The sequence below is a fragment of the Abyssibacter sp. genome, from assembly GCF_964229365.1.
Classification (GTDB): Bacteria; Pseudomonadota; Gammaproteobacteria; order Nevskiales; family OUC007; genus Abyssibacter.
Genome location: NZ_CAXRDQ010000087.1, coordinates 50,831 through 77,774, shown reverse-complemented (window position 1 = coordinate 77,774; position 26,944 = coordinate 50,831). Strand labels below are relative to the sequence as shown.

The following is a 26,944-nucleotide window of genomic DNA, read 5'->3' as shown; positions in this document are numbered from 1 at the left end:
CGTCAGCAGCCGCGGATTGGGAAGATGCCTTCTCGAGCGGAGGTTTGGAGCTGTCGACTTTCTCCAGTGACATTCGCACCTCATCGCTGATACGAATGATGCGCTGGGCTTCTTCGTACGCATCGCGATACAACTCGGGGTCGGCGTCTCTTGACAAAAGCACTCCCATCTCATTGTTGTTGACCTGACTGAATTCGTAGAGATTCAGGCTAGTAACAATGCAGGTGCTTTCGTTGAGATAGCACTTAGCATGGAGATTCTTACAGAAACTGGTTCGAACGAACGATAGCTCGCGTAGCCAGTTGATCTCTTCCGGCTGGAGCTCGTTCTTCCCATACACCATCCGGACGTCAATCTTAAGCCGGTCCTTATCCTCGAGCAGTTCTTTGACGCGATCGTTCAGCTTCAGGAATGGGCTGATCAGCGTCAGCCGTTCTGATGCGGTCTTGATGAGTTCCTCCAAAAAATAGTTCGTCGCGCTGGTATTTAAGAACTTCGCCATAATCCCCCCAAATCAACCTAGTGTTTTCGAAACGTCAGCATATTGCCACGCTGGCATCAGATGGAAAGAACCGGGTAGAACTGGCGATTGCTCTGGATTCACTGGTCGCACCATTGGTGGTCAGCGACCATGTGGCACCGGCCACAGTTCAAAACTAAAAGGTGCGAATCCACCGCGAAAGATAGGTTCACTGCGACCCGAATATCGACAATTCTCACAGCATGCAACTAAACGGTCGGTAGACTCCTTGGCAGGTTGGCAAGAAGTCACCGGGAGTGGGGGCCTCATGGACGAGCGGACAGCGGAGACGCCGGTAAGAGGCATCTTTGTGCGTCGAGATCCGGCGCGCTGTCCTCACCGGTGCAGCATGCCATGAGCACGCCGGCACGCTACAAGGCCTTCATCAGCTATAGCCACGCCGACGAGGCGTGGGCGACTTGGCTGCACAAGGCACTCGAGGCCTACCGCGTACCAACCAAACTGGTTGGCCGCGAATCACCTGTCGGTGCGATTCCGAAGAAGCTGTTCCCGATCTTCAAGGACCGTGATGAGCTGGCATCGGCTCATCAACTCGGTAGCGAGCTCGAGAAGGCACTCCACGATTCCGCCAGCTTGATCGTCTTGTGCTCACCCCGGGCCGCTCAGTCCAAGTGGGTCAACGAAGAGATCAAGCTTTATAAGGCGATGGGTCGGGCCGAGCGTGTTTTCTGCTTGATTGTCGATGGCGAGCCGGGTGATGCGGACCGGGAGTGCTTTCCTGAAGCCGCTCGATTTCAGGTTGACGACGCCGGGCAGATCACCGACCTGCCTGCAGAACCCATCGCAGCCGACGTCCGCGCTGGCGGCGACGGCAAGACGGACGCCAAGCTCAAGCTCATCGCCGGCATTCTCGGGGTGGGCTTCAACGAACTCAAACAGCGCGAACTGGCAGCCCGTAATCGCCGTCTGACGGCGCTGGCATCTGTCGCCAGCGTGATCGCCGTCATCACCGTCGGCCTGGCCATTCTGGCCGTGCAGGCCAGAGACGAAGCCCACGCCCAGCGCCAGATTGCGGAAGCCCGGCAGGGCCAGGCCGAGGGGTTGATCCAGTTCATGCTGGGGGACCTGCGAGAGAAACTGGAGCCGATTGGCAAGCTGGATATTCTCGACGCCGTTGGCGAACAGGCGATGGCCTACTTCGGCCAGGTGTCACCCGAGACCCTAAGCGACACCGAACTCGCCGCCCGCGCCCAGGCCCTGCGCCAGATCGGCGATGTGCGCGTGCAGCAGGGCAAGCTCGCTGACGCGTCGCCGGCCTTCCGCGAAGCGCTGCGGCTGGACGAGGAACTGGTGCGCCGCCAGCCCGCCGATCAGCAATCCATCTTCAACATGGCGCAGAGCGAGTTCTATATCGGGTATGACCTTTATCTGCGTTCGCAGTACGAGCAAGCACGCACATGGTTTGTCCGCTACGACAGATCAGCCGACCGACTCAACGAACTGGCGCCCGAGAATCTCGACTGGCAGCGTGAGAAGGCGTACGCGCTCGATAACCTCGCGACCGTCCTGACCCGGCTGGATCTACACCGCGACTGTCAAACTGCCGCGGGGGCGGCTGCCGACACGGCCACTCGGATCCTGCTGCGGCGGCCAGGAGACGACGCAACGCGCAGGGTACTCGCGAGCAACTACATCAAAGCTGGAACCTGTGCCGGCGCGGCCGGTGATTCAGCGGCACACATCGAGTTTTTGCAGCAAGCACTTGTGCTTGCCGAGCAACGACTCGCGAGTGACCCTCAGGCGGTCGCGTTCCGCCGGGACCTGGCGATTGCTCTGGATTCACTGGTCGCACCATTGGTGGTCAGCGGCCATTTGGCACAGGCTGCGGCTCATAACGACAAGGCGCGAATCCACTGGGATGCGCTGGCCACAAGCGATCCCTCGAATGCACGGCACAAAGAGTTTCTGCTCAACAACCGGCGTGCGGCTGCCGAGATACTCATCCTGGAAGACCGCGGGTCCGAGGCGCTGCCAATCGTCGAATCCGCTCTGTCGTTCATCGATTCGACCGATGCGGTGGCGGACGAGGCCTTATCTCGTTACCACACCAGCTTGCGGCTGCACACGCTCCGCTTGATGCTGCTGGCACCTCAGGAGCGCCGCATAGCGTTGGTCGAAGAAGCCAACGCGCTGGGCAGTCAGCTTTCCCGAGGACTGGCACAGTTCACCACGCGTGATCCGCGCGAGCAGATCGCCTGTCTGCAACTGCCCACCGAAATTAAGGTGGCGGCCTGCAATACCGCTATCGCTGCTCAGCTGCCAAATCCTGCCGATCCACTGCATGCCGTGGTCCGCGCCATGCGGGAAGCCACGAACGGACAGCCGCTGGCGCAAAGCGCCGCGGCGCGGACGCTCGCGGAACGCAACTATCACGGTGCCGAGTGGCACCTGTTCAAGCGGCGGCACACGGCCGCCGATTTTCATTCCCGGCCAGGAGCAAGCCCATGAGCGCCAGCGTTTCCATCTGTCTCGCCGATATCCTCAACGACGGCAAACCCGGCGTCGTCGAAAAATCGGCCCGCGTCAGCCCCGGCGACAGCGTCGCCTTTACGCTCGCGGCCGACGCGCGCGGTCGGTACAGCTTCAAGGGGGCCGACAGCCGCTCGGTCACGGTGACCAGCGTCAGCCCGTCCAGCGTCAGTGTGACCGAGGCGCAAGCCTATCTCACCGGCACGGTATCCGGTGACTACGACACGGTCACGATTGCGGTGTCGGCCAATGCCGTGCTCTGCACGATTAGCTGCAATCTGCGCATCAAGATGCCGGACGGCAACCACAAGTCGTTTGACCCGCTAATCGATGTCATCCCCAGGTGACCCCTGATTACGGTAGGGATGACCGTGACAGGGATTAGCGTGACCGCTTCCGTATTTCGCATCAGCGCCTGATTCGTCACCGGTTCTTGTCACGCCGCGCCATTTCACCCTTCATGCCGGGACAAGCCTGCCGCCCCGGCATGCTGGCGCCGCACAAGGCAGGCTTACCGCGTTCCGGCCCAGCGGGTGGACCGGGACTCACCGGGTGAAACCGTCAGCTTCGACATCGGTCTGGCTTGCGCCTCGCGAGCCGCCAACATGCAGCCAGGGAGGCCACCATGACTGATTCGCACCGTTACTTCGCGTTCATCAGCTACAGCCACGTCGACGAGCGCTGGGGGCGATGGACGCACAAGGCCATCGAAAGCTACAGAGTGCCGGCACGGCTGGTTCGCCACGGGCACGTCGGTGAGGAACTACCCAAGCGCCTGTTTCCAGTCTTTCGGGATCGCGACGAGCTTGCCAGCGCGCCGGAACTCGGCCATGAAATCGAGGCCGCTCTGCGGGATGCGCGAAACCTGATTGTGGTTTGCTCACCGGCGTCAGCGAACTCCAGATGGGTCAACGAAGAAGTCCGCTACTTCAAGTCGCTGGGTCGCGCCGACCGGGTGTTCTGCCTAATTGTTGACGGTGAACCCGGTGACGCTGAGCGCGAATGCTTTCCTCCGGCCATTCGGTTCCTAGTCGCGGATGATGGCGCGCTGACCGATCATCCGGCAGAGCCCGTCGCCGCTGATGCCCGACCTGATGGCGACGGCCGTGCCAACGCCAGGCTGAAGCTCATCGCAGGCATGCTGGGGGTGGGGTTCGATCAACTCAAGCAACGGGAACTGGCCGCTAGAAACCGTCGTCTCACGATCATTGCAGGGGGCGCTGCAATGATTGCGGCGGTGACCGTAGGGCTTTCCGTCTTCGCCTTCCAGCAACAGGCGCTGGCTGAACAGCGCCGCCATCAGGCGGAAGACCTAGTGACATACATGGTGACCGATCTCTCCGACAGCTTGGTCGGTGTGGGAAGAATCGACTTGATGAAGGCGGTCTCGGGTCGAGTCCAAGCGTATCTTGACTCGTTGTCCGAGTCCGAGAAAACGCGGGACATCCGGTTGTTTGAAATTCAGAGCGGATTGGCCCGTGACGAGAACACTGAGGTCGGTGCCAGTGCGAATGAAGCGTTGGAGAGACTGGGCGGGGCTGTTAAGGCAACGCAGGCTCTGTTGGATCAAGCTGCAGACGATGGCGGCTTCGGCACCTTGGCACAGGTCCACATGTATCGGGCGCTCAAGGGGCTAGACCTACAGGACTCCCGACTGGTCTTGGAAGCTTCGAATGCGGGGCTGGGGGCGCTGGCGCAGGTCCAGGAGCCCGAGACCTATTTATCAACACGCTCCCAGTTGCTCGAGACCAAAGCGAGGGCGCTCCGTGACATTGCGGAGGAAGACAAGACCACGCAGGCCGAGGCGATGCCGGAAGTCGAGGCACTGTTGCTCGAAGCGATCAGCATCGAGCAGTCGTTAATTGATCGCAATCCGCTGAACGTTACGGCGATGCTGCGCAGAGCAAACGCGCGGCGCGTGCTTGCGGATTCAAGAAAGCGGTTGGTGGGCTATAGCGGCGGCCAGTCCGATCGGGATATTGAGTCCGCGATCGCCGCATATGCGGCGTTGCTGGAGGTTGAGCCGACGCATGCAGAGGCCCTGAACACGCTGGGTCTGACATTGTTGCTGAGGAGTACTCAGCGAGCCCGAAATTGGGACGCAACAGGAGCCCTTGAGGACGCTGCTGAGTCCCGTCGAATCCAAGATCGACTGTTTACGCTCGAACCCAGGAATCGCCAATACCAAGCCTATCGTGCCTATGCCATCACGGCGCAGAGCGTGGGGTCCTATCTCACCAATCGCTTGGACCAGGCTTACAAGATTGCGGAGGAAGGCGCAGAGTTCTTGGGCCAACTCAGCGCGGAGGACCCCAGTCATATCGGGATCTGGGGGGAGTGGATCACGTCATTGGCCGGGTGTGCCGAAATGAATATGGCCGCGGGACGGCTAGATGCGGCAGCCGACTGTGTTGAATTAGCCAACAGCGAGATTCAGCAGCGATTAGCGGCCGGCACGACGCTCAATGCCCACGCCAATCGCATGGTCACCTGGGCGCTGGCGCTCACCGCAGAGGTCTATCGTGCAAGCGATGGTCGGCGAGGCGCTGATGTGGCGGAGCAGCTGCGTGATCGGACAGGCGTGAATGCGGATGGCTCGAACCTCGACGCCTTGGCCGCGAAACCGACCATCGAGCTATTGCGATGGTTGGTCGTAGCAGAACGCGATCAGGAAGCGGCGGACGTCGTTGATGCGGTGTGGACGCCTGGGTCGGGGGTGTTTGCTCGGCATCGCCTAGTACGATCCGCCTGTGAGAGAAAGTGGCTGATCAAGCCCGAGACTTGCGCGACCGCGATGACGTATCCGCGTGACCCGGCGTGAGGCACCTGCGCTGCAGGCCTTCGACGCTAGGCCGGACTCGGTTTTTTGGGTGGGTTCCTGTTCTCTAGGGCACAACCGACGGTTTCGGTAACATGATCGAAGCCCGCTGCGGCGACGCATTCGATTCCGCCGGATTCGTGAGCCGTCATCGGACCGGGTACCCGCCCCTCCCAAATCCATCCATATGAACACTGCGACCACGCCCTATCCCATCGGCACGCCAGGCACCGCTTGGAACGAAGCCGAGCTTGCCCAGTGGAGTCGTCAGCAACTCGTCCGGCGCAGCTACGCAGATGATGTGTTGACCGTCATCGAGCAATTGGCGGAGCGTTTTGATCGCCTGGAGTACGGGCGGCTGGACGTGGACCCGGCCCGATATCCCCTGCAGGCGTTACGCAGCCGCAACTGGGATGACGCCCAACCCATCATGTTGGTGACCGGCGGGGTACATGGATACGAAACCAGCGGAGTTCTGGGCGCGTTGCGGTTTCTGGACGACGCGGCGGAAGCGTACGCTGATCAGGTGAACCTGCTGGTCGCCCCCTGCGTCAGCCCCTGGGGTTACGAGCGCATTCAGCGCTGGAACCACGCGGCGGTGGACCCGAACCGGTCGTTCCGGGCCAGCAGCCCCGCGCAGGAGGCCGCCGCGTTGTGGGCATTGGTGCAGCCGCTGCGGTCACGCGTCGTCATGCACATCGATTTGCATGAAACGACGGACACCGACGAGACCGAGTTTCGGCCTGCCCTGGCCGCGCGTGACGGCAAACCTTTCGAGCCCGGCGAGATTCCGGATGGGTTTTATCTGGTCGACGACACCGAGCGGCCGCAACCCGACTTCCACAACGCTGTGATTCGCGCTGTCTCGACCGTGACGCATATTGCCGAGGCCGATGCGCAGGGCGAAATCATCGGTTCGCCGGTCGTGGCTCCGGGCGTCATCCGCTACCCGCTAGGTGAACTGCACCTCTGCGCCGGCATGACCGATGCCCCCTACCGCACCACGACCGAGGTCTATCCCGACAGCCCGCGCACGGACGCCGAGAACTGTATTGCCGCTCAGGTGGCTGCGGTGACGGCGGCTATTGATTTCGCGCTCGAACACTCGCCCGGCTAAAGCCAAGTCGCGTCAGGAAACTTCTGATACCTCGCATGCCCCTGGCGACCACCGATCCCGGTTGCTCAGAACTTTAACCGCCCCGCAATACCCGCCGACGTACCCGGCATCAGCGTATTGCCCAGGCCCGCGGCCACTGCATACGGCGGCGCGATACGCGCGGGCCGGTTACGGACGGCCTTGACCATCCAGCCCCCGGCTTTCTCGGCGCTCATGCCGGGCATCTTCTTGTAGTGATCGGTGGGCGCGCTCATGGCGGTATGCACCAGCGGGTAGTGCAGGCTGGTGAAGGCAACACCCTTGCTGCGCAGTTCGGCGTCCATCCCTTGCGTTGCGGTGCCCAGCGCAGACTTGCTTGCGGTGTAGGCAGAAAAGTAGGCCGCCGGCATCAATGTGCCCCAGGTGAGCACGTTGATGATGTGGCCGTCACCGGCTTCCAGCATCGACGGCAGCACGTGATGGATCAGTCGCAACGGGGCGAAGTAATTGATCTGCATGCAGCGGTCGTAGTCATGCAGGCGCTCCAGTGATTTTGCTGCGGAGCGCCGGATCGAGCGGCCTGCGTTGTTGATGAGCACATCAATCTTGCCGTGCTCTTCGAAGAGGCTTGCCATCAGCGCATCAACCGCATCGTTGTCGGTCAGGTCGATCGGGTACGCCTGCGCCTGACCGCCACCGGCCGTGATCTCGCTCACCAGCGAGGCCAGCTCATCGGCGCGCCGCGCGGTCAACAGCACCTGGGCGCCCTCGGCGGCAAGCTGCAAAGCCCCGGCGCGGCCAATGCCACTGGATGCGCCCGTAATCAGTATCTTGCGGCCTGAAATCGTCGTTTTGCTCATTTGGTCTGCCGTGTCTTGTTATAGGGAAACACTGATCTATTCACACCACCAAGACGGAGCCGGATTGCGCCTGAAAACAGGCCATGCGGCGTTGCTCGTCGCTTATTTGGAATGACCAAACTTCGCTTCTCGCGCCTTGCCTGGCCTGTTTTCAGGCAGCAACTTGGCGGCGTGAATAGATCAGTGTTTCCCTAATGAAACACTGATTCAACCAGTGCATCGAAAGCCTCACGCGTGATGTCGCCATCCATAGTAGCGAGGCCACGCACGACGTCGTCCAGGCTGCGCTCACCGCCGCTTTGTTCGCGAATCTCGGCGTCGATCGCTCGCAACCGTCCCACGGCTTTAGCAGTGATCGGACCATGCGATCGATCCACGTCCAGCGACTCGGCTTCGGCGCCCCACTCGGCGAGTGCCCGATGGGCCGCTTCGTAGCGCTCGGTGCTGAGCGTGCCGGAGCGGTGCAGGACTTCCAGCGAGTAATACTCGGCGAGTCCTTCGACAATCCAATCGGCCTTGGGACCGCTGCTCGCACTCATCGCAACATGCACCAGCTCGTGAATCATCGTGCTGGTGCCATTGCCACTGATCATGGGGCGATCGGCATGGAGATAAAGCGAGTTCGGGGCCGACAGCGCTCCACGCCACATCGGATCATCCGCACTGACGATAAGCAGCCGCTCCGGAAACTCGGGGAAGAGCTCCTGCATGGTCGGCAGCGTCCATCGCAGAAACGCGATCATGTCCATGCGCTTGATGCCCTGATCCACCGGGGCCGACACGGTGACCTTGGTACCACCAATGGTTTCGCGCCGAGTACCGATCTCGCCCATGAGCAGCCAACCGGTCGGGCGGTCGATCAGGCGGTCGTCATCGTCGACCTTGAAACGACCGCTGGTGTACTGCGGGTAACGGGTCACGACGGACCAATTCTGCGGCACATTGATCTCGAGCTTGGCTTTCGACTGGGTGCCATCCTTGAAATCAGTACGGACCGGCGGCACCAGATCATCCGCGCGGAACAGCGCCCAATCGTCTGTCATGTACCCGTCGTAGCGCCCATTGCTGCGCTGGCTTTCCAGTTGGACATCGTATTGCAGCCAGGCGTCTTCATCCGGCGGCGTCCACAGCGCTTCATTGCCCTGCATCGATAGCTGGCCGCTACTGAGCAAACCGCTGTGCCGAGCAGGGTCGATATAGAAGCGCATCCAGTTCACCCACTCCGGATTCTCCGACAAGCGAATCTTGACGGTGGCGATCTTCTCATCGGGTTTGACCCAGGCGGTGTAGAAGATGGTGAAGGCCGGCCGCTGCGCTTCCGGCGGTGCAGGCCTCGGTTGCAGGAGACTGCAACCGCAGAGGGCTATCGCGATCAATGCGACGGTTAATGCGATCCGCATGAAATCAGTTGTTCCTGGGTTGGTGTGACAAGGGGGTTTGGGAGCGAACCTTACCAACCTCGGTTCTGGGGGCAGCGGCTTCGGCGACGCAGGGTCCATTGGAGCAAACGGCTTCCCGATTCAGACTTGGGGCATTAGCCAGTCGTCATTCATACCGGAGTATCCTCGGCTCATAACAAAAGATCCCAGGGTGCGAGTATGAGACTGACGTATCGCCGGTTCATGGTGATTTGTCTGGCTGCCGCGGTCGCAGGCTGCAGCGGTGACGAGGCTTCGAACAACGAACATGGCGCCAGCGGGGGCGTGACCCCAACTCAACCCGATGGGCTCGATCGCAGCTGTGACACGGCGCCCTACCCCTCTGCGGAATGGACGGCTTGCGAGGCCGCGAACTTTGCGCGAACGCTGGAAGCCACCACAGAACAGCTGTCGCCGGACTTCGAGTCGCGCTGGGTTGCACAGTCGGCCACCAATTTGCTGGCGTGGACCGAGCGTTCGCTGACGGACCCCAGCTGGCTGGACCCGCGTTCCGGCAATACGACCGTTACGCCGCTTTGTGCAACCTGGTCGCTGCAGTGCACTGGCGATCCGTTCCGCCACCCCAGTGTAGATGGACCGGATGGCAGCTCCTTTTACGAGACCGAGGCCGAAGTCATTCCGGTCGTGTTCTACGACGAGGGCTGTGCGCGGATCAGCGGACGAGTGTGGGCACCTCGGATTTCGACCGGTCAACGACTGCCCGCCGTGGTGATCGAGAATGGTTCGATCCAGGCCCCCGAAACCGCCTATTGGTGGGCGGCGCAACTGCTGGTGCGCGCCGGCTACGTGGTCATGACCTTCGACCCTCGCGGCCAGGGACGCTCTGACCTGCAGACGCCGAACCTGGGGCAAGGCGGCAACATCAACGCGAATGTCTTTGTGACAGGCCTGGTCAATGCCATCGATTTCTTCCGATCGGATCCGTCCACACCGTATTCCTGGAACGAGACCTGCTCGGGCACCTACCCCACCCCGGTGAACGCAAACAATCCGCTGCATGACCGGATAGATCCGGACCGGCTGGGAATTACCGGGCATTCAGCGGGCGCGATCGGTGTCTCCACGGTTGCCGGCCTCGGTGCAGACGGTGCAGAGCCGTGGTCGGGACTGCAGGATGCCGAGAACCCGGTCGATGCACTGGTCGCCTGGGATCCTTTGGTATCCGGGTCCACGCCCCTGCTCGCGGGCCAGTTTGCTGTTCCTCGTGTGCCGGGCCTGGGCCTGACCGGCGATTACATCAGCGCCGACGACCTGAGCGTGGATGTATTGTCGGGCGTGTTCACGCTGGCGCCCTACACGACACCGCCCGACCCGGAGCAGCACCTGGAGCTGGCGTTCAATGACTATGTTGCGGCCGGCGTACCCGTGTATGCGTTGACGATCGCCGGCGTGACGCACTTTGATTTCAGCCAGGTCCCGACCTTTCCGTCGACATCGTGGTGTCCGGATACGAGCAGTGGCGCCTGCCGCGGCGGTTGGGGAATCGGCCCGTTGCAGCACTACACGCTGGCCTGGTTCGATCGCTGGCTGAAGCGGCCAGGAGAATCCGGATATGACGATGCGGACCAGCGCCTGGTGGACGATGCAGGGCCTGAGGGCGCGGCCAAGCTCAGCTTTCGCTACCACTCTGCGCGCGCCTACCCCGACCGCTCGGGAGCTTGGCAGCGTTGCGACGATATCCGCGCTGGGTGCACGAATTAGGTCGCCGCTGCCGGACAGCCAACCCGGGCAGCCTGCCGTTTTGCGGCACGCCCCGGTCCGCAACCCCTATCTCTCCGGAGGCCCACCAAAAGCCGCGCATTAAATGGCGGAAAGGCGTCCGCCGATGCCTCGAGTTTTACGACGGTCTGAATCGCTCGGGCCGGACTCACACAACCGGTTGCGACGCCGAAACATCACGCTCATCGGCGCGTCCCCGGCAAGATGGTTTCAGTCGCGACTGTACGTAGCGATAATATAGCGGCCTGACGACCACATCCGTTTCTGGTCATCTCAAGACCCATCTTACGAGACCCTCTGTAATGCCCAACGCTTATCGCATGAGCGCGAACACTCTTTTGTCTGCCATTCTGATCACCAGCCTGTCCGCCTGCGGCGGCGGCTCGGGTGGCAGCAACAACTCGAACCCGCCGCTGGCGGATCAAGCCGTTACCGATATCGTCACGCCGGACGATTCCGCTGCCTACTTTTCGGCGGTGCTCGACTTGAGCAGAGCCTTCCAGATCAGTCGGTCGAAGGCCTCCCAGCCAAAGGCGCTGAACCAGAAAACCGTCACCACAACCGACTGCAACTCCGGCTATTACACCGAAGACGACGAGACCAATCGCCGGGTCTATGTCGATTGCGAATGGATTTCCGAATCCGGAAGCACGATCCAGCGACGTGTGCTCAATGGTCCGGAAACGCAACGCGTGCCGCTGCCGGATTCTGGCGACGCCGCTGGCGTGACCTGTGGTGCAGACACGGGGACGCAATATGGAGAACCCAGCCAGCGGCTTAGCGAGTACACGCATCTGCAATCCGACAACAACGTCAGAGAAAGCCTGCTCGAACAGAACCTGCTGGCCTCCTCGACCTTCGAGCTCGAAACCGTTGACTCGCAGAACTACCAGGACTACTGCATCGAATTCGATGGCGTTCGTGAAAACGACAACCTGCGGGATTCCCTGCCTGCCGCCGTGTTCGAATTCGGTCAACTCGTGCTGCACTCCAGAGAGCGTGCAGAGAACAGCGGGTTTATCGAAAGCCAGATCGACGGCGATGTTGCCCTCAATCTGGGCGAGCTGGAAGCCGGCTGCCCCATCGGGCCGGTGACGGTGGAAACCGTTGTCCCGCTTACGACCTCCAAGTTCTCCTACGTGACGTCAGCCGGCGAAATGCTGCTCACGGACAGCCGCGGAGAAACGGCCCATATCGAAGTGGTGCAGGCCAGCGAAAACGCCCAGTTCGCGATTACGGTGGGCGACACCACATCGACATATCGCTATTTCGACCTGATTTCCAACTGCGACGGCTTCTACTAAAGGTCACCAACCGACGCGCCAGGACGCGGCGGGGCGCCGTCCGCGCCCCCGCTGCGTTGTCATTGAGAACGCCACCGTTCGGTGGCGTTCTCGTGTCTGCGGCCAGGCCAGGCCGTCGATTCAATCAGCGGCCAGATGCGGGTGGTGGCCGACGTGGTCAATCTGCCCGGCAGTCGTCACGGCGATCATGCCCCGCAATCCTGCGCATCGGGGGGCCGCCGGTCTTCACTCCCGGGCAGGTACTCGGCGGCGCGCAGTTCCGCGGCAGACACGCCATCCAGTGCCACCACCATGTCGATCACGGCGCGACTGATGGGCTCCAGCGCCTGGACATCCACCATGTTCATCCGGTCCGCCGGGTCGAACAGATACATCGGCGCAGCAAGCAGGCTGACAACCGGTGTCGTAGAGAAGAAGTAGGCGGCATCGGTCGGCGGGTGCTTTGCTTGCGGCCGTGGCCAACCATAGGGAGGCATCATCAACGAACGTCGCAGGTCCTGCTTGCAGACGGCAGTGGCGACGATGTCCTCCAGCTGCGGGATGTAGCTCGTGAACCACCAGCGCGGTTCGGGCTTGTCGGTAGGCACCAGCCGGCCGTCGACCACGGTGGCCTCCAGCGCCGCGTGTTCCAGGTGGATGGCGGCAACCACGTCGGACTGCAGGAACTCGCGGCGGCTGTCGACCATGTGGTGCAGCCCGGCCCCGCCGGACATGTGGCCCCCGTTGAGCAGGAACAGCAGATTGTGTGGCCGCTGCGATTCCGGCACCTGGGCCCAGTACCTGGCCTGGGCCATGACCAGCGCAACGCCGCTGGCGTCCTCGACGGCCGAGTGCCACGGGCCATCATGGTGGGAGCCGATCATGATCCACTCGTCGGACCGGCCCGGCAGCGCAGCCAGCACGTTGTGTGACGTGGCCCGACGACGTTCGCTGTGGTGCTCGATGCGGGCATGCACGGGGCCGTCACGCATCATCGCCAACAGCCGGTCGCCGGCGGACCGCGACAGGTAGAGACCCGGCGCCGAGCGTGGCTTGGCGTCGTAGGGCACGTAGTAGCGGTTGTCATCCCAGGGAAAATCCAGAATGCCGATGTAGCCGATGGCGCCCGCGGCGATCTCCGGGTCCATCACCTTCTGAAAGCGTTCGCCCATCGGCAGGACTTGCTGCAGGGTTTCGAACTCGTTGTCGGGGTCGTGGTGCCAGCGTGCGACATCGTCGCGAAGGGTCTTCTGGTCCATCACCATCAACGGATACTCAACCACCGCGATGCTGCCTGGCTTCACGTCGTCCAGCGTCGGGCTGAGCACAAGCTCGCCTTCCAGGTGGTCTGCATTCGCAGACAGCGGAATCGGCCAGGACGGAATCTCCGTGGCGTGCTCCGGCGCTCCGACCGGCCAGACAGTCAGCGACCAATGCTGTTCTTCATGCCGTTCGACCGCGATGGGGTCGAGCAGTACGTCCTGCAGACCCCACTCCCGGAACTTGGCCGCAGCCCATTGTTCGGTCCAGTCGTCAGCGGCCCAGCCGGGACGCCGAATACCCTGCGCCTCGATCTCGGCGATCCAAGCCGTGATGGTGCGGGTGTCCGGAAGCACCGGGGTGGCGGATGGTGTTTGCGATGGCCCGGCGCAGGCTGCGACCGCGGCGCAGGCCAGGATCAGTGCGGTGGCGCGGGCCAGCAGCGCCGCCTGCATTCGATGGCGTATCAGCATGGCGTCAGCTCACTCGAGAGTCAGTTGTGGGGGAAAAGCCCGTCAGGGCCACCGTGGCGCCGATGCCCACGAGCAGGCCCACCCAGGCCGGAAACACGGCAATGGCGACGCCCGTGAGCAGGACGACCCCGCGTTCGGTGGGATTGCGCGGGATCGCCATGGCAACGAATCCACAGGCAAACCCGGTGAGCACCAGGGTGAGTGACAGCGCGATGCCCATCAGCGGCTTCAGCCCCGTCAGCAGCGGAAGCAGCAGAAACATCGCGGGCAGGCCCATGACGTAGTAGCTCGCAAGCCCCGAGAACAGCTGATCCATCGACTCCCGCCCGCGCTGCCATCGCTGCACGACGATCACATGCACCCCGGCCCAGAGACTGCCCTGCGTCGGAAAGAACGGCGCCGTCAACGCCATCAGCACGTTGCGGATGCCAACCGACAGATGCGAGCGGGCGGGGTTGATATCGACCGGGTCATCCGGTCGCTGGTCCGCCGACTGGCGCAACACCTCATTGCCGGTGACCAAATCCCCGAACAGGATGATGTAGGCGACCAGCGCCAACGGCAGGCATTGCAGCAGCAGGCTCACATCCGGCCAGCCGATTGCCAGCGGTGATGCCTTGGCCCAAACCTCGTGCACGGGCGGAAGGAGCACGCCCCACTGGATGTCGTAGTCGATCTCCCCGACCAGCGGCCCCACCAGCGCAGCCAGCAGAAAACCGGGGAGCAGTCCTAGCGACGCCAGGGTGCGAACAAAGCGGTTGCTGTCCCGCAGGCGCTGCAACGGCAGTGAAAACGCCAGCAGCAGACAGACGACACAGGCCAGCGTGGTGCTGATCGGCTGCGCCAGCAAATACTTATCGGCGTCGTCCAGGAACACCCGCTTGAACGCCGCAATGGCCGCGCCGAGGATGATGCCGCCCTTCAGCGGCGCCGGCAGCCACAGCATGAAGCGGTTCCCGAGTCCGGTCACACCGAGCAGGATCACGATGAACGCGAAATCCAGCGACAGGGCGGTCATGGCCTGGAAGCGCAGCTCCGGGCAGTCGAAGCCGCCGATGACGAAACTCAGCACCAAGGGAAGGGCCGGCGTGATCCAGCCCGGGGCGTAGGGCTCGCCGAAGACCAGGATCGCCGAGGAGATCAGCACCGAGTGGATCAGCGAGGCGGCCACCGCCTGCTCGAAACTCAGGCCGAAATAGCCGGTCATGATCGGCACCAGTGCCAACCCCGTCGCGGCGGCGACCAGCACGCCCTGCAGCCCTTCGGGCCAACACCAGCGCGCCTGGAGAAAGGGTATCCGCAACGTAAACGGCCCCCACTTGAAGCCGGCCTTGCGGCCGGCGTTTGCATCACTCATCAGATTGTCTCCTCCATCGGCGCCGGCTGGCAGCGCCAGCGCCTGAATTTTCGTTATCCGGCCGCAGCCTCGTCGCCCCAACAGCCGATCTGGACATTTAACAACCATGTGGTTATAAAGTAAATAACCGACTGGTTACAAACTATGTGTTCGGACAAACAAGATGACAGCTGAAGGGACAGAACGGCGACCGGCGGTCGGACGGCCGCGAAAAATGACGCGGGAGAAGATCGTCGCGGCGGCGCTTCAGGTGATGGAAGACGCCGACTTCGCGGCCTTGAGCATGCGGGCACTGGCCCGGCACCTCGGCGTGAACCACGCCACGCTCTACAACTACGTCGATAATCTTGCCGAGGTGGAGCAGCAGGCTCTCGATGAACTGATGTCGCGCATTCCCATGCCCGATGCAGCCAGCCCGGTGCCGTTGCGCCAGCAGCTCATCGAGCATCTGCTCGCGGTGCGGCGCACGCAGTTGCTGTATCCGAAGTTCTGCCATGCGCCGCCGGGCAGCCGTGCCTGGCGGCTGCACATGGGCTGCGTGGCGCAGGTGATCCGCGCCTGTTGTGGCGAGGACGATCAGGTCGAGGATGTCGCCATCGCCTACAACGCCCTGATCGGCCTGGTCGCGACCAGCGCCGAGCGGTCACGCGCCTCCGGCAGCAACACGTCGATCACGCCCGACCTCGAGGCGCTGGCCGCATTGCCAAGAGACGAATTCGAGCCGCTGTTCCGGCCCCTGGTCGCTAACGGTGGGTACGCACCCAAACTCACGTCGCTGGTGTATCGGCTGGACCACCTGATCGGACTGCTCATGCCACAGCTGCCGCCCCTGGACGAAGAAGCCATCGCGGCGATGCAAACCACTTTCAGCAAAGGGGCCGGCTCATCGGGTTGGTGAGCCGTTCGCGCGCCATCGACACCGCTTGAAAGCGGTGCGTATCAAGGGGGGAGAAACCCAGATGAAAGACTCCATGCCGGGCCTGCTGCTCGCCACGACCTGGATTGCGCTGTCCTGCGCAAATACCGCTGTTGCACAGGACAGCCTCGACGAATTGTTCGGTTACGATTCGGAGTCGGCCAACCCGGCCAGCGGTCAGGCGTCCGGCGAGTCCACGGAAGATGCCGACGATCAGGCCACCGCCGACGACCCGCCGAAAACCTACGATGTCATCACGCTGGAGGAGCCGGCCCAGCAACCGGCGCGAAAGCCTCCGCGCTCGGGCGGAACCGTGCTGGAGGAAATTGTCGTGACCGCGACCAAGCGCGAGGAATCGCTGCGTGACATCCCGGCGTCCATCGCCGCGATCGACGGCGAGGCCCTGGAATCCATGGGGGTACTGAGCATCAACGAGGTGTTGGAGGAGACACCCGGGGTGACGGCCAATTCGGCGCGACCCGGCGACCAGCGCATCGTGATTCGCGGCATCTCGACCAGTGCCTCGCCGACCAGCACGGTGCCCTACCCGGTGGGCATCTTCATTGGCGACACCGCCCTGAACGAGCCCTATGCCGCCAGTATCACGCCGGACCTATCGGCCTTTGATCTCGCCGCGGTCGAGGTGCTCAAGGGGCCGCAGGGCACGCTGTTCGGCGGTGCGGCTCTGTCCGGTGTGCTGCGTTATCGCCTCAATGACCCGGCGCCGGATCAATGGGAAACGCGCTACTTCGGACAGCTCATCGCCCCGGACGAGGGCTCGGTAGGCTGGGCCCAGGGCCTGGTCGTCAATGTCCCGCTGCTGGGCGAAGGCGGCGACCTGGGTTTGCGCCTGGCCTATATCCGGCGCAGTTACCCTGGCGTCACGGACGATCTACGTCCCGAACAAGCCGCAAAGGACGTGAACGCCGGCGATGGCGACCAGATTCGGGCGGTGGCGCTGTGGCAACCCAGCGATGCCCTGCAGGTCAAGTTCACGTATCTGGAACAGAGCTACGACGCCGACAATGGCCTGGTCATCTCCGACTCGCCCGATGGCCCGCGGCAAACACAAGGCAGCCTGCTGCCATGGCCGAATTACCATAACTTCGGCCTCTACAACCTGGAGATCCAGTACGACTGGGACACGGTGCGGTTGGTGTCCTCCAGCTCGCGCACCGAAAAGCAGCGCTTCAACATCATTGACACCTACGGAACCCTGCTGGGGACGCCTCCGCCGGGCACGCCCGACGCGCTGGCGATTCCGTTCGTCACCGACCAGGAATCCAGCTCGTTTCAGCAGGAGCTGCGGCTCCAGTCCATCGGCGGCGAACGCTTCGAATGGCTGGCCGGCGCCTACTACCTGCACTCCCCGATCCGCTACGGACTGGTGCTGAACGCCGAGGCCCTCAACCAGACCGGCGTGTTGCTGGACGACACCGTGGACTCGCTGTTGGCGGTGGCTGACGTGCTCGGGTTGCGCGATGCGCTCGAGCAGGCTTTGGACTCGGTGGTCCCGGGCTCCACGGGCCTGGCCTGTGAATTGTCGGTGTTATGTGCCGAAACCAACGCAACCGCCCAGGAGCAGGCGTTCTTCTTCGATCTGACCTGGATCCCCTGGTCTCCACTGGAACTCTCCTTCGGTGGACGATTGTTCCGCACCGAAGTCGAAGGCGGCTTTGTCGGTCAGGGCGTTGGTGCCCGCCTGGTCAACAACGGAATGTCACCGGCCGATTTCACCGCGTCCATCACCGAAGAAGGCTTCAATCCCAAGATATCCGCGCTGTTCCGCTTCACCGACGAACACTCGCTTTACGCACTCGCAAGCAAGGGGTTTCGCTTCGGCGGCATCCAGAACATCCCGGAAAGCGAGATCGAGAACGTGCCCGGCACCTACAAATCCGACACGATCTGGAACTACGAGCTGGGCCTGCGCACACGCTGGTTCGACAACCGCTTCGAATTCGATCTCACGGCCTACCTGATCGACTACACGGATGCGCTGGTGGTGCTCAAGAACTCGTTGCAGATCAACTACTACGACAACGTCGGCAGCGCGCGCAGCGAGGGCTTCGAGGCCAGCATGCGCTGGCTGACTCCGATCCCAGGCGTGGTCCTCTCGGCAACCGGCGGGATGGTGGACGCACGCACGACGGTGCCCTTCGAAGCAGGTCGGAGCACGGTGCCGGCGGGCACGCCACTGCCGGGATCGGCCGAGTACCAGTACAGCGTGAACGCGGCCGTCTTCGGCTCGCCGGACTGGGCGGTCAACTTTGCCGGCCTGGTCAGCTACACCTATGTGGGCAAGACCTACAACGACATCACCAGCGAAGACCTGGTCAATGACTACGCCACCGTCAACCTGAGCCTGAACTTCACGATGCCCGGCATCAGCGGCCGCCCCAAGCTCACGTTAAGCGGCGCCAACCTGCTGGATGAAACCGCCCCCGTCAGTCGGATCAACAGCGCCGTGGGCAGCGACTTCTTCATTCTCAATGCGCCCAGAACCCTGTCCGCGCGCTTCAGCCTGGAGTTCGGCGCATGAGCCTGCGTCATCTGATCGTCGTCGTGCTGTGGGCCTGCACGCCGCTTGCCGAGGCCAGTGTCGTCACCATCGACGCCGGCCAGCTCGCCGGGCAATCCCTGGCGAAGGTCGACCGCTTCCTGGGGGTGCCCTACGCCGCCCCGCCCGTGGGCCTGCTGCGCTGGCGCGCCCCGCAGCCCGTGCGCCCCTGGGACGGGCTGCGGTCGGCACAGACAGCCGGCAGCGCCTGCGCACAAATCGGAAACTACTACACGAGCTTCGATGAAACCGCGTTCGACAAGCCCTATGGATCGGAGGACTGCCTCTATCTGAACGTCTGGGCGCCCCGCCCGCTCAGGGGCGGGCGGCCGGTTCTGGTGTTCTTTCACGGCGGCAGCGGCATCGCCGGCACGGCGTCCTACCCGATCTACGACGGCGAACGCCTGGCTGAAGCGCTGGACGCCGTGGTCGTCACCGCCAACTACCGCCTCGGCGTGCTGGGCTCGCTGCAAAGCCGCGCCCTGCACACCGGGCAGCCAGCAGAAGACTCCGGCAGCTACTTCCTGCTCGACATGATTGCGGTCCTCGACTGGACCCGGCGCAACTGCGCCGCCTTCGGGTGCGACCCCGACAATCTCACGCTGGCAGGCCAGTCGGCGGGCGCCGTCGCGGTACTGGGGCTGTTGCGCTCGCCGCTCGCCAAGGGGTCCTTCGCCCGCGCGATCAGCTTCTCGGGAATACCGTTTTCCGCGTCTGCGCAGACCGGTCAGCAGCGCACCGCCAAGCTGCTCGGCGAGTTGCTGCGCCAGCGCGCGGACGATGCACCGTCAGTGGACGACTGGCTGACCGCACAGCCACCACAGGCGCAGCGCGACTTTTTGCTCAACCGGTCGACGACGGAACTGCTCCAGGCCTCCGGTATCGGCCTGCCCCCGGCCTTTGTCGCCGACGGCCATGTGCTGATGGCGCTGGATGAGGATGAGGCGGATGAACCCGCGCCCCAGGTGGTGAGCGAGGTGCCTCTGCTCATCGGCCGCACCGATGACGAGATGTCGACTCTGGCCGGGTTCAAGAATGTCGGCGCCAGTGCCGGCGCGTGCTGGCCCCTGGTCAACGGCGAGCCACGCGACGCCACCATCCATCAAACGCTGGGCCTGGTGCAGCGCTGGCAACGCCGTGTGCGCATCGGCCTCGGCGATTGGCTGGTCGGTCGCAAACTGCGGCAGTTCGAACGGGCCTATGCCGCGCAGTTGCCCGCTGTTTATGTCTACCGCTTCGCGTGGGACGACTACCCCGAGCCTTGGCGCAGTGATTTCGGCACCCTCCATGGCCTGGATCTGCCGTTCGTGTTCGGCAACTTCATCGACGATCAGAAAAGCTACATGCGCTTTGCCTGGACACCGCAGAACGAGGCGGCGCGCCAGCGGTTGCACGAGGAGATCACAAGCAGCCTTCGACACTTTGTCCACACCGGACAGCCGAGCCCCGCCGCCAGCGACAGCTGGCCAACCTGGGGCCAACATGAATACGTGAGGACCTGGGACCAATGAACGCCATGCACCGCCTCGCCTGTTTGCCCTTGCTGGCCGGTCTGCTGTTCGCGGCGCCTGCGGCTGCGGCGCCGCCTGCCGATCCGCTGGACCATCTCTGGCCTGTGGCGGTGGCGCGCGACGGCTTCACCGCCCAGCGCAGCGAATACCTGCTGGCCGGGTTTGATCCCTTCAAGCTGACCCGGGCGGGCAATCAGGCGCTCTACAGCTACCTGAACATGCCGGCGTTCTTTCCGCATCACCTGGTCGCCGCGCAGGGCGAGATCACAACCCTGCCCCCTCGGCCCCGGACCGGGGCACATTTGCTGTCTCTGCGGGTGGAAGCGGCGCAGGGCACGCTCTCGCTGACCGAACTGCTGGGTGATCCACAAAGCCGGGTGCAGGGCTTGCTGATCCTGCATCGCGGGCAGGTCGTGGTGGAGCGGTATCCCGGCATGCGCCGCGAGGACAGCCACCTGTGGTGGTCGGTTGCCAAGTTGCTGGCCGGCACGATCGTGGCCGGCCTGCTGGACGAGGGGGCCATCGATGGCGACCGGGACATCGTCGCCTACCTGCCCGAGTTTGCCGGCTCGGGCTGGGAAGGCGCGAGTGTCGAGCATGTGCTGAACATGGCCAGCGGAATCGACGCGCTGGACTCGGCCGCCGGGTATGCAGACCCGGACTCGGGCATCGGACGGCTCATTTATGCCGAGGGAATCCTGCAGCGCAGCGACGGCATCGAGGCCGTGGGGCACGATCGCGCGCTGCAGCTGATGACATCCGCTCGGCCGCCCGGGACCCGGTACGAATACGCATCCCCCAACACCAACATGCTGGCGCTGCTGATCGAGCGCGTCACGGGCCGTCGATACGCCGACGTTGTCCAGCAGCGCATCTGGTCCCGTATCGGCGCCGAGGGCGACGGCCTGCTGGGACTGAGTCCGGACGGCCGTCCGATCGCCCACGGGATGTATTCCTCGCGCTTGCGGGATCTGGCCCGGTTCGGCCTGCTGTTCACGCCCTCGGGGCAGCGCGCCGACGTGCTGTCGAAGCGCGCCCTGGCGAGGATGACCGATCCTGATCAGAACGCACATTTTCGTACCGCCACTGCAGTTATCGATCACCTGCATGCGAAGCTGGGCGAACGTCCGGTGAATGCGCTGGCCCAGTGGGATGCGATCTTTGCGGATGGCGATTTGTTCAAATCCGGATATGACGGCCAAGCGCTGTACGTTTCGCCACAGCAGGATCTGGTCATCGCGGTGTTCTCGACCAGCAAGGACAAGCGCATTTATCGCTACCTGCGCCCACTGGCCGCAGCCGTGGCGGCGGAGGCCGACCGCCGCCCATAGCCAGCATCGCGTTCGTATCCCTGGGACAGGTACGATGGGCCTCGTGCAAGCCGGGGCCGTGGCAGGAATGCTGCGTAGCCTCATCGCAGGTGCAGACCTGCACCAACCCACAGCAAGCGACACCGATCATGGCCTTTGACAGCTCCCCGGAACGCCCCGAAGGACCGCGCAACGTGTTCGGCGAACCGCTGGCCGACTGCAGCCACCAGCCCAAAACGGGATTTTTTCGTGATGGCTGCTGCCGCGGCGATGCCCGCGATCCGGGACGACATGTGGTCTGCGTCCGCGTGACCGACGCGTTTCTGACGTACTCGGCGAGTCGCGGCAATGACCTCAGCACGCCACGCCCGGAATTCCGGTTTCCCGGCCTGAAGCCGGGCGATCAGTGGTGTCTTTGCGCCGCACGCTGGCGGGAAGCCCTGCAGGCCGGTTGTGCACCGCGCGTCGTGCTGGCCGCCACCGACAGACTGGCACTGCAGACCTGCCAGCTCGCCGACCTCAAGAAACACGCGGTCGACATCTCGTAGCCCCTGCGCCGGGCGGCGCAAGCGTTCTCTACGGTGCGTCGGCGGCCGGCTTTGGCAGGCGGCCAGCCCAGTCCCGGGTCCAGGCCTGGGTCACGGCCTGAAAACCCTCGGCCATGCCCTGCTTGCCGGCGGCGGTGAACCGTCGGCCCAGCGGTGAACTGAGGAACTCGACGTAGGCATCCACGTCGCCCTCGCTCAACTGGCGATACGTGTACGCCGCGCTAATGCGCGTGTACTGCTGGATATTGGCCCGAACCTGGGGCTCGACCACCTCCCATTGCAACCGGAACGCCTCCTCGTCCACGGGCTCCGCGCCCTCGGTGGTAGCCGCCACGGTCTGCATGATGATCAGCGTGACGTTCTCCTGCACGTCCATGGTCAGATCGGTCATGCCAATGGCGGCATCGATGCGGTCAGCCCGTTCGACCAGCGCCACGTCCTGTAGCAGCTGCGGCGCCAGCGCCAGCATGTGCTCGTTTGCCTGCGGGGTGGACGCCTGGACCTCGGCCTGTGTGATCCGCTCGCCTACCGGCGACTGATGCCATTCGATCAGGGTCTTGATGTCGGCCTTGCTGAGCCCCTCGTCGAGCTGCTGGCGAACCGGGTTCAGAAACCGCTCGACCGTGACCGTGCGTTCAGCAGCTTCCATCAGCATGGCCGACACCGCGGGATCGGAGTCCTCATCCTGCTGCATGCCCTGCTTCATCCCGGCGATGAATGTTTTGGGTAGATCGGCGAATTGCTTGGTGATGCCGGAGACATCCATCAGGGTATCGACGTCGGCTGTTGTCGCGGCGCAAAGGGGCACGGACAGCAGCAGGGACGCGCCCAGGAGTAAGGTTCGGTGAATCAAGGCAGAAACCAGATCGTTTGAGTCTGCCGCTAGTGTCTCAGCAACGCGTGAGGGCTAAAAGCCCACGCGGGCCGCCGCCGGACTCAAGCCGAGACAATACGCCGCCATTCGCCCGGTGCCAGCTCGTCCAGGCCCCAGGGGCCGATCCGCACACGCACCAGACGTAAGGTCGGCAAGCCGACAGCGGCCGTCATGCGCCGCAGCTGCCGATTGCGGCCTTCCCGGATGGTGATGGCCAGCCAGCTCGTGGGAACGTTTTTGCGAAATCGCACCGGCGGATCACGCGGCCACAGATCGGGCTCGGCGAGGCACTCCACCTCCGCGGGTTTGGTCGGCCCATCCTTGAGCGCCGGCCCGGCGGCAAGCTCGGCAAGCTGCTCGGCGCTCGGCACACCTTCCACCTGCACCCAGTAGGTCTTGGGCAGCTTGTGTGCCGGGTCGGCGATGCGTGCCTGTAGACGACCGTCGTTGGTGAGCAGCAACAGACCCTCGCTGTCCTTGTCCAGCCGACCGGCGGGGTAAACATCGCGGATCGGAACATACTCCTTCAGCGTTCGGCGGTCGCCTGCATCGGTGAACTGGCTGAGTACGCCGAACGGTTTGTTGAAGGCGATCAGTTGCTGCGCATGCACGCGTGGTCGTGGTGATTTCCTGCGGTTCGCTGAAGTCGCCATGGCATGAGTTTAGTGATGGGCACCTTGGACGACACGCCAACATTGCGCCTTGTCGGAACGCAGCTTGCCGGCTCGCCCGAATCGGGTAGCTCGGTGACCAAGCGAATACGCACGCTCACGGCCCATCCAAGGCGGTACGATAGACCGATTTCAAGCCTTGGATAGCCATGACCCAGTCCTCTGTCTCGTACAGTCTAGACAACGGCGTAGCCACCATCACCATTGATGACGGCAAACGCAATGCCCTCCCGCCGGCCGTGTTCGAAGAGTTATACGCCGCGTTCGACCGCGCAGAAGCCGATCAGGCCATGGTCATTATCACCGGCCGCGAAGAGGTGTTTTCGGCAGGCTTTGACCTGAAGGTGCTGAAATCCGGCGGCACGCAAACGCTCAAGATGTTGCGCCTGGGCTACCTGCTCACGGCGCGGGTGCTGGAATATCCCTACCCCGTGATCGCCGCCTGCAACGGCCACGTACTGGCGATGGGCGTGTTCCTGATGCTGTCCTGCGACTACGTGATCGGCACGCAGGGCGACTACAAGGTGTCGGCCAATGAAGTGGCGCTAGGCCTGACGATGCCACGGGTGGGCGCGGCCATGCTGCAACACCGGCTGACGCCGGCGGCCTACCAGCGGGCGGTCAACCTTTCGGAATATTTTGATGTCGACGCCGCGCACAGCGCCGGTTTCTTCGACGCTGTGGTGAAGTCCGCCGAGGTGATGCCGCGCGCGCTGGCGCTGGCCGAACAGTTCAGCCAGCTCGACATGCCCGCCCATGCCGCAAGCAAGCGCCGGATCCGCCATGACCTGATCCGCCACATCCGCCGTAGCGTCAAACTGGACCTGGCCGATGCGCTGATGCTGGGTATCCGCAGCGCCACACGTCGCACCTAGGACGGATAGGCTGCGCCGGTTACGGCAACACGCAGTCTGTTGCATCCAGCAGCATGTGAATGAGCAGGCCGACCGCGATGATGCGCGAAGGAGCCCAGACCAGGGCCAAGCCATACAAGGCGATGGCCGGCAGGCTGTGCAACGGATGAAACCCGATGCTGCAACGCAGTGGGTCAAAGACCGGATCGGCGAGTAGATGATCGAGATCGACCAACATCGTCAGCACCATGATCAGCCACGCCTGACGCCATCGGTCGGGAAACCCCACACGAGCCACCAGACCCGGCAGCAAGACATGCAGTGGCAGATGCAATAGCGCGAAGCTCACCCGGCCATTATGGTCGAGCTCCGCGCCGTATGCCCGCTGCGGCGCCCAATATCCATGCACGTAAAATCAGTCTTCGTGCCGGTCGAGCCGACTCGGCCGTCGACACCATGCTCCGAGAGGCCACCCGAACGATGGTGGGCCGACTTGCACCAGAGAATTCAACATGAACCTGACGAACCGACTTCAATCCACGGCGCAGATCGCCATTGAACAAGCCCGCGATGCGGGCCTGCCGGTGGAGCGCGCTGAACAAGCCTTCAGCGACACCATCCGTCCGCGGTTGGTCCAGATGCTGTCGCCATTGGTTATTCCATTCGTACGCCGTTCCGGGGTGCGCCTCACCGAACTCGAACCAGGGCGTGTCGTCGCCACGATGCCGCTCAAGCGCAATGTGAACCACATCGGCACGATGTACGCCGGCGCGCTGTTCACGTTGGCCGAGTTTCCCGGTGGCCCGCTGCTGCTTGCGACGTACGGCATGTCGCGTTTCATTCCGATCGTCACCGACCTGCGAATGGAGTACGTCAAGGCCGCCAAAGGCCCGGTGACCATTGAACTCACGCTCACACCGGATGAAATCGAACGCATCGAGGCCGAAACGCTGGCAACCGGCAAGGCGGAATTCGAGCTTCGCGGCGAACTGAAAAACCGGCAAGGCGAGGTCGTCGCACGCAGTGTGGCGCTTTACCAGATGCGCCCCAAGCGGCGCTGAGCACGGCATCCGGCTGGTCATCACCAGCCAACGCCGCCGAGTTCTCGGCAACCAGGCATGTCGCGCCTTTCCACGGTCTGCAGGCGCCGTTCGGCAACAAGATGGGTGCGATCAAATCTTGCCCGCATCCACTCCGTCGGGTCCTGGGCGACGTATGATCTGCGCCAGACCCGATCCGGCGTAACATCATGAAAGCCCCTCTGCTGCCCTCCGACGAATCCGTCCGCCAGGAAGCTGTCGACGAACTCAAGCTGGCCAGTGACACGTTCGAGGCGAATTTCGACCGGATCACACGCCTGCTGGGCACGCTCGTGGATGTGCCGATCACGGCCTTTTCCGTGATCGACAACGACCGGCAGTTCTTCAAGGCCAGTCAGGGCCTAGACGTGCGGGAAACACCTCGAGATGTCTCGTTCTGCGGCCATGCGATTCTGCAGGACGACATCATGGTGATCGAGGATGCCAGCGGCGACGAGCGCTTCGCCGACAATCCGCTGGTCACCGGTTATCCGAACATCCGCTTCTACGCCGGCGTCCCGGTGCTGTCCCCCACCGGTCGCAAGGTCGGCACGCTGTGCGCAATCGACCACAAGCAGCGAACACTGACCGAGCGGCACCGCCAGGCGCTCATCGATTTGCGTGAATTGCTGGAAAGCGAACTCGTGCTGCGCTCGGTATCGGTCAAGGACCACCTCACCGACCTCTTCAATCGGCGCTACTTCGACGAAACCGTAAGCAGGGAATGGCGTCGCGCTCTTAGGGCGACCACACCGGTTGCGATCATGCTGATCGATGTCGACCGGTTCAAGGACTACAACGACAGCTTCGGTCACGCCGCCGGCGATGAATGCCTCAAGCAGGTCGCGGGCGTGCTGAAAACCGTCGGCCGCCGCGAAGGCGATTTCGTCGGCAGATTTGGCGGGGAGGAATTCGCCGCCATTCTTCCCGGCACTGACAAAGACGGCGCCGAAGCGGTTGGAGAGGCGATCCGTAGCGGTGTCGAAGCCCTAGGCATCGACCACCCGAGTTCGGAGGCCCGATGCGTGACGGTAAGCATTGGCGTGGCGCTGGCGACCAACCCCGATGAACTGGCGTTGGGCTATGCCCACTTTCTCAACCGAGCGGATGAAGCGCTTTATGCCGCCAAACGCGGCGGTCGAAATCAGCTGCGCTTTCATACGCCCTGACGCGCGCCAACATTGCTTGCGTGGCGCGACGCGTCCGCGAAAACCAAGCCGGCGGCGTGACTTCCAATGGCCCGCTCAACGGTTGGCCGGTCCTCGAGTTCAACCTGCGGCCGCGAGATCAGATGCTGCAACACCGG

At 63.3% G+C, this 26,944-nt stretch carries 22 protein-coding genes; 14 read left to right on the top strand and 8 right to left on the bottom strand.

The window, feature by feature from the left end; translation table 11 throughout:
- Nucleotides 1-502: phospholipase D family protein (locus ACE1EY_RS14620; protein ID WP_370300511.1), on the bottom strand; the 502-nt coding region annotated here is incomplete at its 3' end.
- A gap of 372 nt (nt 503-874) precedes the next feature.
- On the opposite strand from ACE1EY_RS14620, the gene ACE1EY_RS14615 reads away from it, so the two are divergent.
- From ACE1EY_RS14615 to ACE1EY_RS14600, 4 genes are all read left to right on the top strand, one after another.
- Entirely contained in the window at nt 875-2,989 is a 2,115-nt protein-coding gene (locus ACE1EY_RS14615; RefSeq protein WP_370300510.1) for a toll/interleukin-1 receptor domain-containing protein, read from the top strand.
- Nucleotides 2,986-3,357 carry a hypothetical protein gene (locus ACE1EY_RS14610; RefSeq protein WP_291515234.1) on the top strand — a complete coding sequence of 124 codons (372 nt, stop codon included), beginning with the start codon at nt 2,986-2,988 and terminating at the stop codon, nt 3,355-3,357. Before ACE1EY_RS14615 ends, ACE1EY_RS14610 begins: the two co-directional genes overlap by 4 nt.
- A gap of 278 nt (nt 3,358-3,635) precedes the next feature.
- Entirely contained in the window at nt 3,636-5,831 is a 2,196-nt protein-coding gene (locus tag ACE1EY_RS14605; RefSeq protein ID WP_370300509.1) for a TIR domain-containing protein, read from the top strand.
- Between the two features lie 184 nt (nt 5,832-6,015).
- Nucleotides 6,016-6,945, top strand: coding sequence for a M14 family metallocarboxypeptidase (locus ACE1EY_RS14600; protein WP_370300508.1), 930 nt, complete (start codon nt 6,016-6,018; stop codon nt 6,943-6,945).
- 65 nt (nt 6,946-7,010) lie between these two features.
- Here ACE1EY_RS14600 and ACE1EY_RS14595 read toward each other — a convergent pair whose 3' ends face one another.
- Nucleotides 7,011-7,784 carry an SDR family NAD(P)-dependent oxidoreductase gene (locus ACE1EY_RS14595; protein ID WP_370300506.1) on the bottom strand — a complete coding sequence of 258 codons (774 nt, stop codon included), beginning with the start codon at nt 7,782-7,784 and terminating at the stop codon, nt 7,011-7,013.
- Between the two features lie 191 nt (nt 7,785-7,975).
- On the bottom strand, nt 7,976-9,184 hold the full coding sequence (locus ACE1EY_RS14590) for a hypothetical protein (protein WP_370300505.1): 1,209 nt from the start codon (nt 9,182-9,184) through the stop codon (nt 7,976-7,978).
- A 198-nt stretch (nt 9,185-9,382) separates the two neighbouring features.
- On the opposite strand from ACE1EY_RS14590, the gene ACE1EY_RS14585 reads away from it, so the two are divergent.
- Nucleotides 9,383-10,924 (top strand): hypothetical protein, encoded by a 1,542-nt coding sequence (locus ACE1EY_RS14585; protein ID WP_291515097.1) that lies wholly within the window; start codon nt 9,383-9,385, stop codon nt 10,922-10,924.
- Nucleotides 10,925-11,262: 338 nt separating this feature from the next.
- A complete protein-coding gene (locus ACE1EY_RS14580) occupies nt 11,263-12,246 on the top strand; it encodes a hypothetical protein (protein WP_291515098.1) in 984 nt (327 codons plus the stop codon).
- Between the two features lie 185 nt (nt 12,247-12,431).
- Here ACE1EY_RS14580 and ACE1EY_RS14575 read toward each other — a convergent pair whose 3' ends face one another.
- Nucleotides 12,432-13,958 carry a M28 family peptidase gene (locus tag ACE1EY_RS14575; protein WP_370300504.1) on the bottom strand — a complete coding sequence of 509 codons (1,527 nt, stop codon included), beginning with the start codon at nt 13,956-13,958 and terminating at the stop codon, nt 12,432-12,434.
- Nucleotides 13,959-13,962: 4 nt separating this feature from the next.
- A complete protein-coding gene (locus ACE1EY_RS14570; RefSeq protein WP_291515100.1) occupies nt 13,963-15,315 on the bottom strand; it encodes a hypothetical protein in 1,353 nt (450 codons plus the stop codon).
- A 214-nt stretch (nt 15,316-15,529) separates the two neighbouring features.
- Here ACE1EY_RS14570 and ACE1EY_RS14565 point away from each other — a divergent pair, with 214 nt between their 5' ends.
- The 5 genes from ACE1EY_RS14565 (at nt 15,530) to ACE1EY_RS14545 (ending at nt 22,160) form a co-directional block, all read left to right on the top strand.
- Nucleotides 15,530-16,213, top strand: coding sequence for a TetR/AcrR family transcriptional regulator (locus ACE1EY_RS14565; RefSeq protein WP_370300503.1), 684 nt, complete (start codon nt 15,530-15,532; stop codon nt 16,211-16,213).
- A 61-nt stretch (nt 16,214-16,274) separates the two neighbouring features.
- Nucleotides 16,275-18,773, top strand: a complete 2,499-nt coding sequence (locus ACE1EY_RS14560; protein ID WP_370300502.1) for a TonB-dependent receptor — start codon at nt 16,275-16,277, stop codon at nt 18,771-18,773.
- Nucleotides 18,770-20,302: a carboxylesterase family protein gene (locus ACE1EY_RS14555; RefSeq protein WP_370300501.1), complete on the top strand. Its 1,533-nt coding sequence runs from the start codon at nt 18,770-18,772 to the stop codon at nt 20,300-20,302. Before ACE1EY_RS14560 ends, ACE1EY_RS14555 begins: the two co-directional genes overlap by 4 nt.
- Nucleotides 20,299-21,633 (top strand): serine hydrolase domain-containing protein, encoded by a 1,335-nt coding sequence (locus tag ACE1EY_RS14550; protein ID WP_370300500.1) that lies wholly within the window; start codon nt 20,299-20,301, stop codon nt 21,631-21,633. Before ACE1EY_RS14555 ends, ACE1EY_RS14550 begins: the two co-directional genes overlap by 4 nt.
- Before the next feature lie 128 nt (nt 21,634-21,761).
- Nucleotides 21,762-22,160, top strand: coding sequence for a DUF2237 domain-containing protein (locus ACE1EY_RS14545; RefSeq protein ID WP_291515105.1), 399 nt, complete (start codon nt 21,762-21,764; stop codon nt 22,158-22,160).
- Between the two features lie 28 nt (nt 22,161-22,188).
- On the opposite strand, the gene ACE1EY_RS14540 is transcribed toward ACE1EY_RS14545, so the two are convergent.
- A complete protein-coding gene (locus tag ACE1EY_RS14540) occupies nt 22,189-23,013 on the bottom strand; it encodes a DUF2059 domain-containing protein (RefSeq protein WP_370300499.1) in 825 nt (274 codons plus the stop codon).
- Nucleotides 23,014-23,096: 83 nt separating this feature from the next.
- Complete coding sequence (locus ACE1EY_RS14535; protein ID WP_370300498.1) at nt 23,097-23,687, bottom strand: pseudouridine synthase; 591 nt, start codon at nt 23,685-23,687, stop codon at nt 23,097-23,099.
- Between the two features lie 167 nt (nt 23,688-23,854).
- Between ACE1EY_RS14535 and ACE1EY_RS14530 the strand changes: the two genes are divergently transcribed.
- Nucleotides 23,855-24,580, top strand: a complete 726-nt coding sequence (locus ACE1EY_RS14530; RefSeq protein WP_291515108.1) for a crotonase/enoyl-CoA hydratase family protein — start codon at nt 23,855-23,857, stop codon at nt 24,578-24,580.
- Between the two features lie 19 nt (nt 24,581-24,599).
- Here the strand turns inward: ACE1EY_RS14530 and ACE1EY_RS14525 are convergent, their stop codons facing one another.
- Entirely contained in the window at nt 24,600-24,968 is a 369-nt protein-coding gene (locus ACE1EY_RS14525; protein WP_291515109.1) for a DUF6122 family protein, read from the bottom strand.
- 103 nt (nt 24,969-25,071) lie between these two features.
- Here ACE1EY_RS14525 and ACE1EY_RS14520 point away from each other — a divergent pair, with 103 nt between their 5' ends.
- A complete protein-coding gene (locus tag ACE1EY_RS14520) occupies nt 25,072-25,620 on the top strand; it encodes a PaaI family thioesterase (protein ID WP_370300497.1) in 549 nt (182 codons plus the stop codon).
- Between the two features lie 188 nt (nt 25,621-25,808).
- A complete protein-coding gene (locus ACE1EY_RS14515) occupies nt 25,809-26,807 on the top strand; it encodes a diguanylate cyclase (RefSeq protein WP_370300496.1) in 999 nt (332 codons plus the stop codon).
- Nucleotides 26,808-26,944: the final 137 nt, after the last annotated feature.

Excerpts from the sequence above, each read along its gene's own strand:
- ACE1EY_RS14550 (WP_370300500.1), top strand. The coding sequence starts at position 20,299 with ATGAACGCCATGCACCGCCTCGCCTGTTTGCCCTTGCTGGCCGGTCTG.
- ACE1EY_RS14545 (WP_291515105.1), top strand. The coding sequence starts at position 21,762 with ATGGCCTTTGACAGCTCCCCGGAACGCCCCGAAGGACCGCGCAACGTG.
- ACE1EY_RS14530 (WP_291515108.1), top strand. The coding sequence starts at position 23,855 with ATGACCCAGTCCTCTGTCTCGTACAGTCTAGACAACGGCGTAGCCACC.
- ACE1EY_RS14575 (WP_370300504.1), bottom strand. The coding sequence starts at position 13,958 with ATGCTGATACGCCATCGAATGCAGGCGGCGCTGCTGGCCCGCGCCACC.
- ACE1EY_RS14610 (WP_291515234.1), top strand. The coding sequence starts at position 2,986 with ATGAGCGCCAGCGTTTCCATCTGTCTCGCCGATATCCTCAACGACGGC.
- ACE1EY_RS14570 (WP_291515100.1), bottom strand. The coding sequence starts at position 15,315 with ATGAGTGATGCAAACGCCGGCCGCAAGGCCGGCTTCAAGTGGGGGCCG.
- ACE1EY_RS14600 (WP_370300508.1), top strand. The coding sequence starts at position 6,016 with ATGAACACTGCGACCACGCCCTATCCCATCGGCACGCCAGGCACCGCT.
- ACE1EY_RS14595 (WP_370300506.1), bottom strand. The coding sequence starts at position 7,784 with ATGAGCAAAACGACGATTTCAGGCCGCAAGATACTGATTACGGGCGCA.
- ACE1EY_RS14605 (WP_370300509.1), top strand. The coding sequence starts at position 3,636 with ATGACTGATTCGCACCGTTACTTCGCGTTCATCAGCTACAGCCACGTC.
- ACE1EY_RS14555 (WP_370300501.1), top strand. The coding sequence starts at position 18,770 with ATGAGCCTGCGTCATCTGATCGTCGTCGTGCTGTGGGCCTGCACGCCG.
- ACE1EY_RS14520 (WP_370300497.1), top strand. The coding sequence starts at position 25,072 with ATGAACCTGACGAACCGACTTCAATCCACGGCGCAGATCGCCATTGAA.
- ACE1EY_RS14580 (WP_291515098.1), top strand. The coding sequence starts at position 11,263 with ATGAGCGCGAACACTCTTTTGTCTGCCATTCTGATCACCAGCCTGTCC.
- ACE1EY_RS14585 (WP_291515097.1), top strand. The coding sequence starts at position 9,383 with ATGAGACTGACGTATCGCCGGTTCATGGTGATTTGTCTGGCTGCCGCG.
- ACE1EY_RS14535 (WP_370300498.1), bottom strand. The coding sequence starts at position 23,687 with ATGGCGACTTCAGCGAACCGCAGGAAATCACCACGACCACGCGTGCAT.
- ACE1EY_RS14565 (WP_370300503.1), top strand. The coding sequence starts at position 15,530 with ATGACGCGGGAGAAGATCGTCGCGGCGGCGCTTCAGGTGATGGAAGAC.
- ACE1EY_RS14560 (WP_370300502.1), top strand. The coding sequence starts at position 16,275 with ATGAAAGACTCCATGCCGGGCCTGCTGCTCGCCACGACCTGGATTGCG.
- ACE1EY_RS14615 (WP_370300510.1), top strand. The coding sequence starts at position 875 with ATGAGCACGCCGGCACGCTACAAGGCCTTCATCAGCTATAGCCACGCC.
- ACE1EY_RS14515 (WP_370300496.1), top strand. The coding sequence starts at position 25,809 with ATGAAAGCCCCTCTGCTGCCCTCCGACGAATCCGTCCGCCAGGAAGCT.
- ACE1EY_RS14590 (WP_370300505.1), bottom strand. The coding sequence starts at position 9,184 with ATGCGGATCGCATTAACCGTCGCATTGATCGCGATAGCCCTCTGCGGT.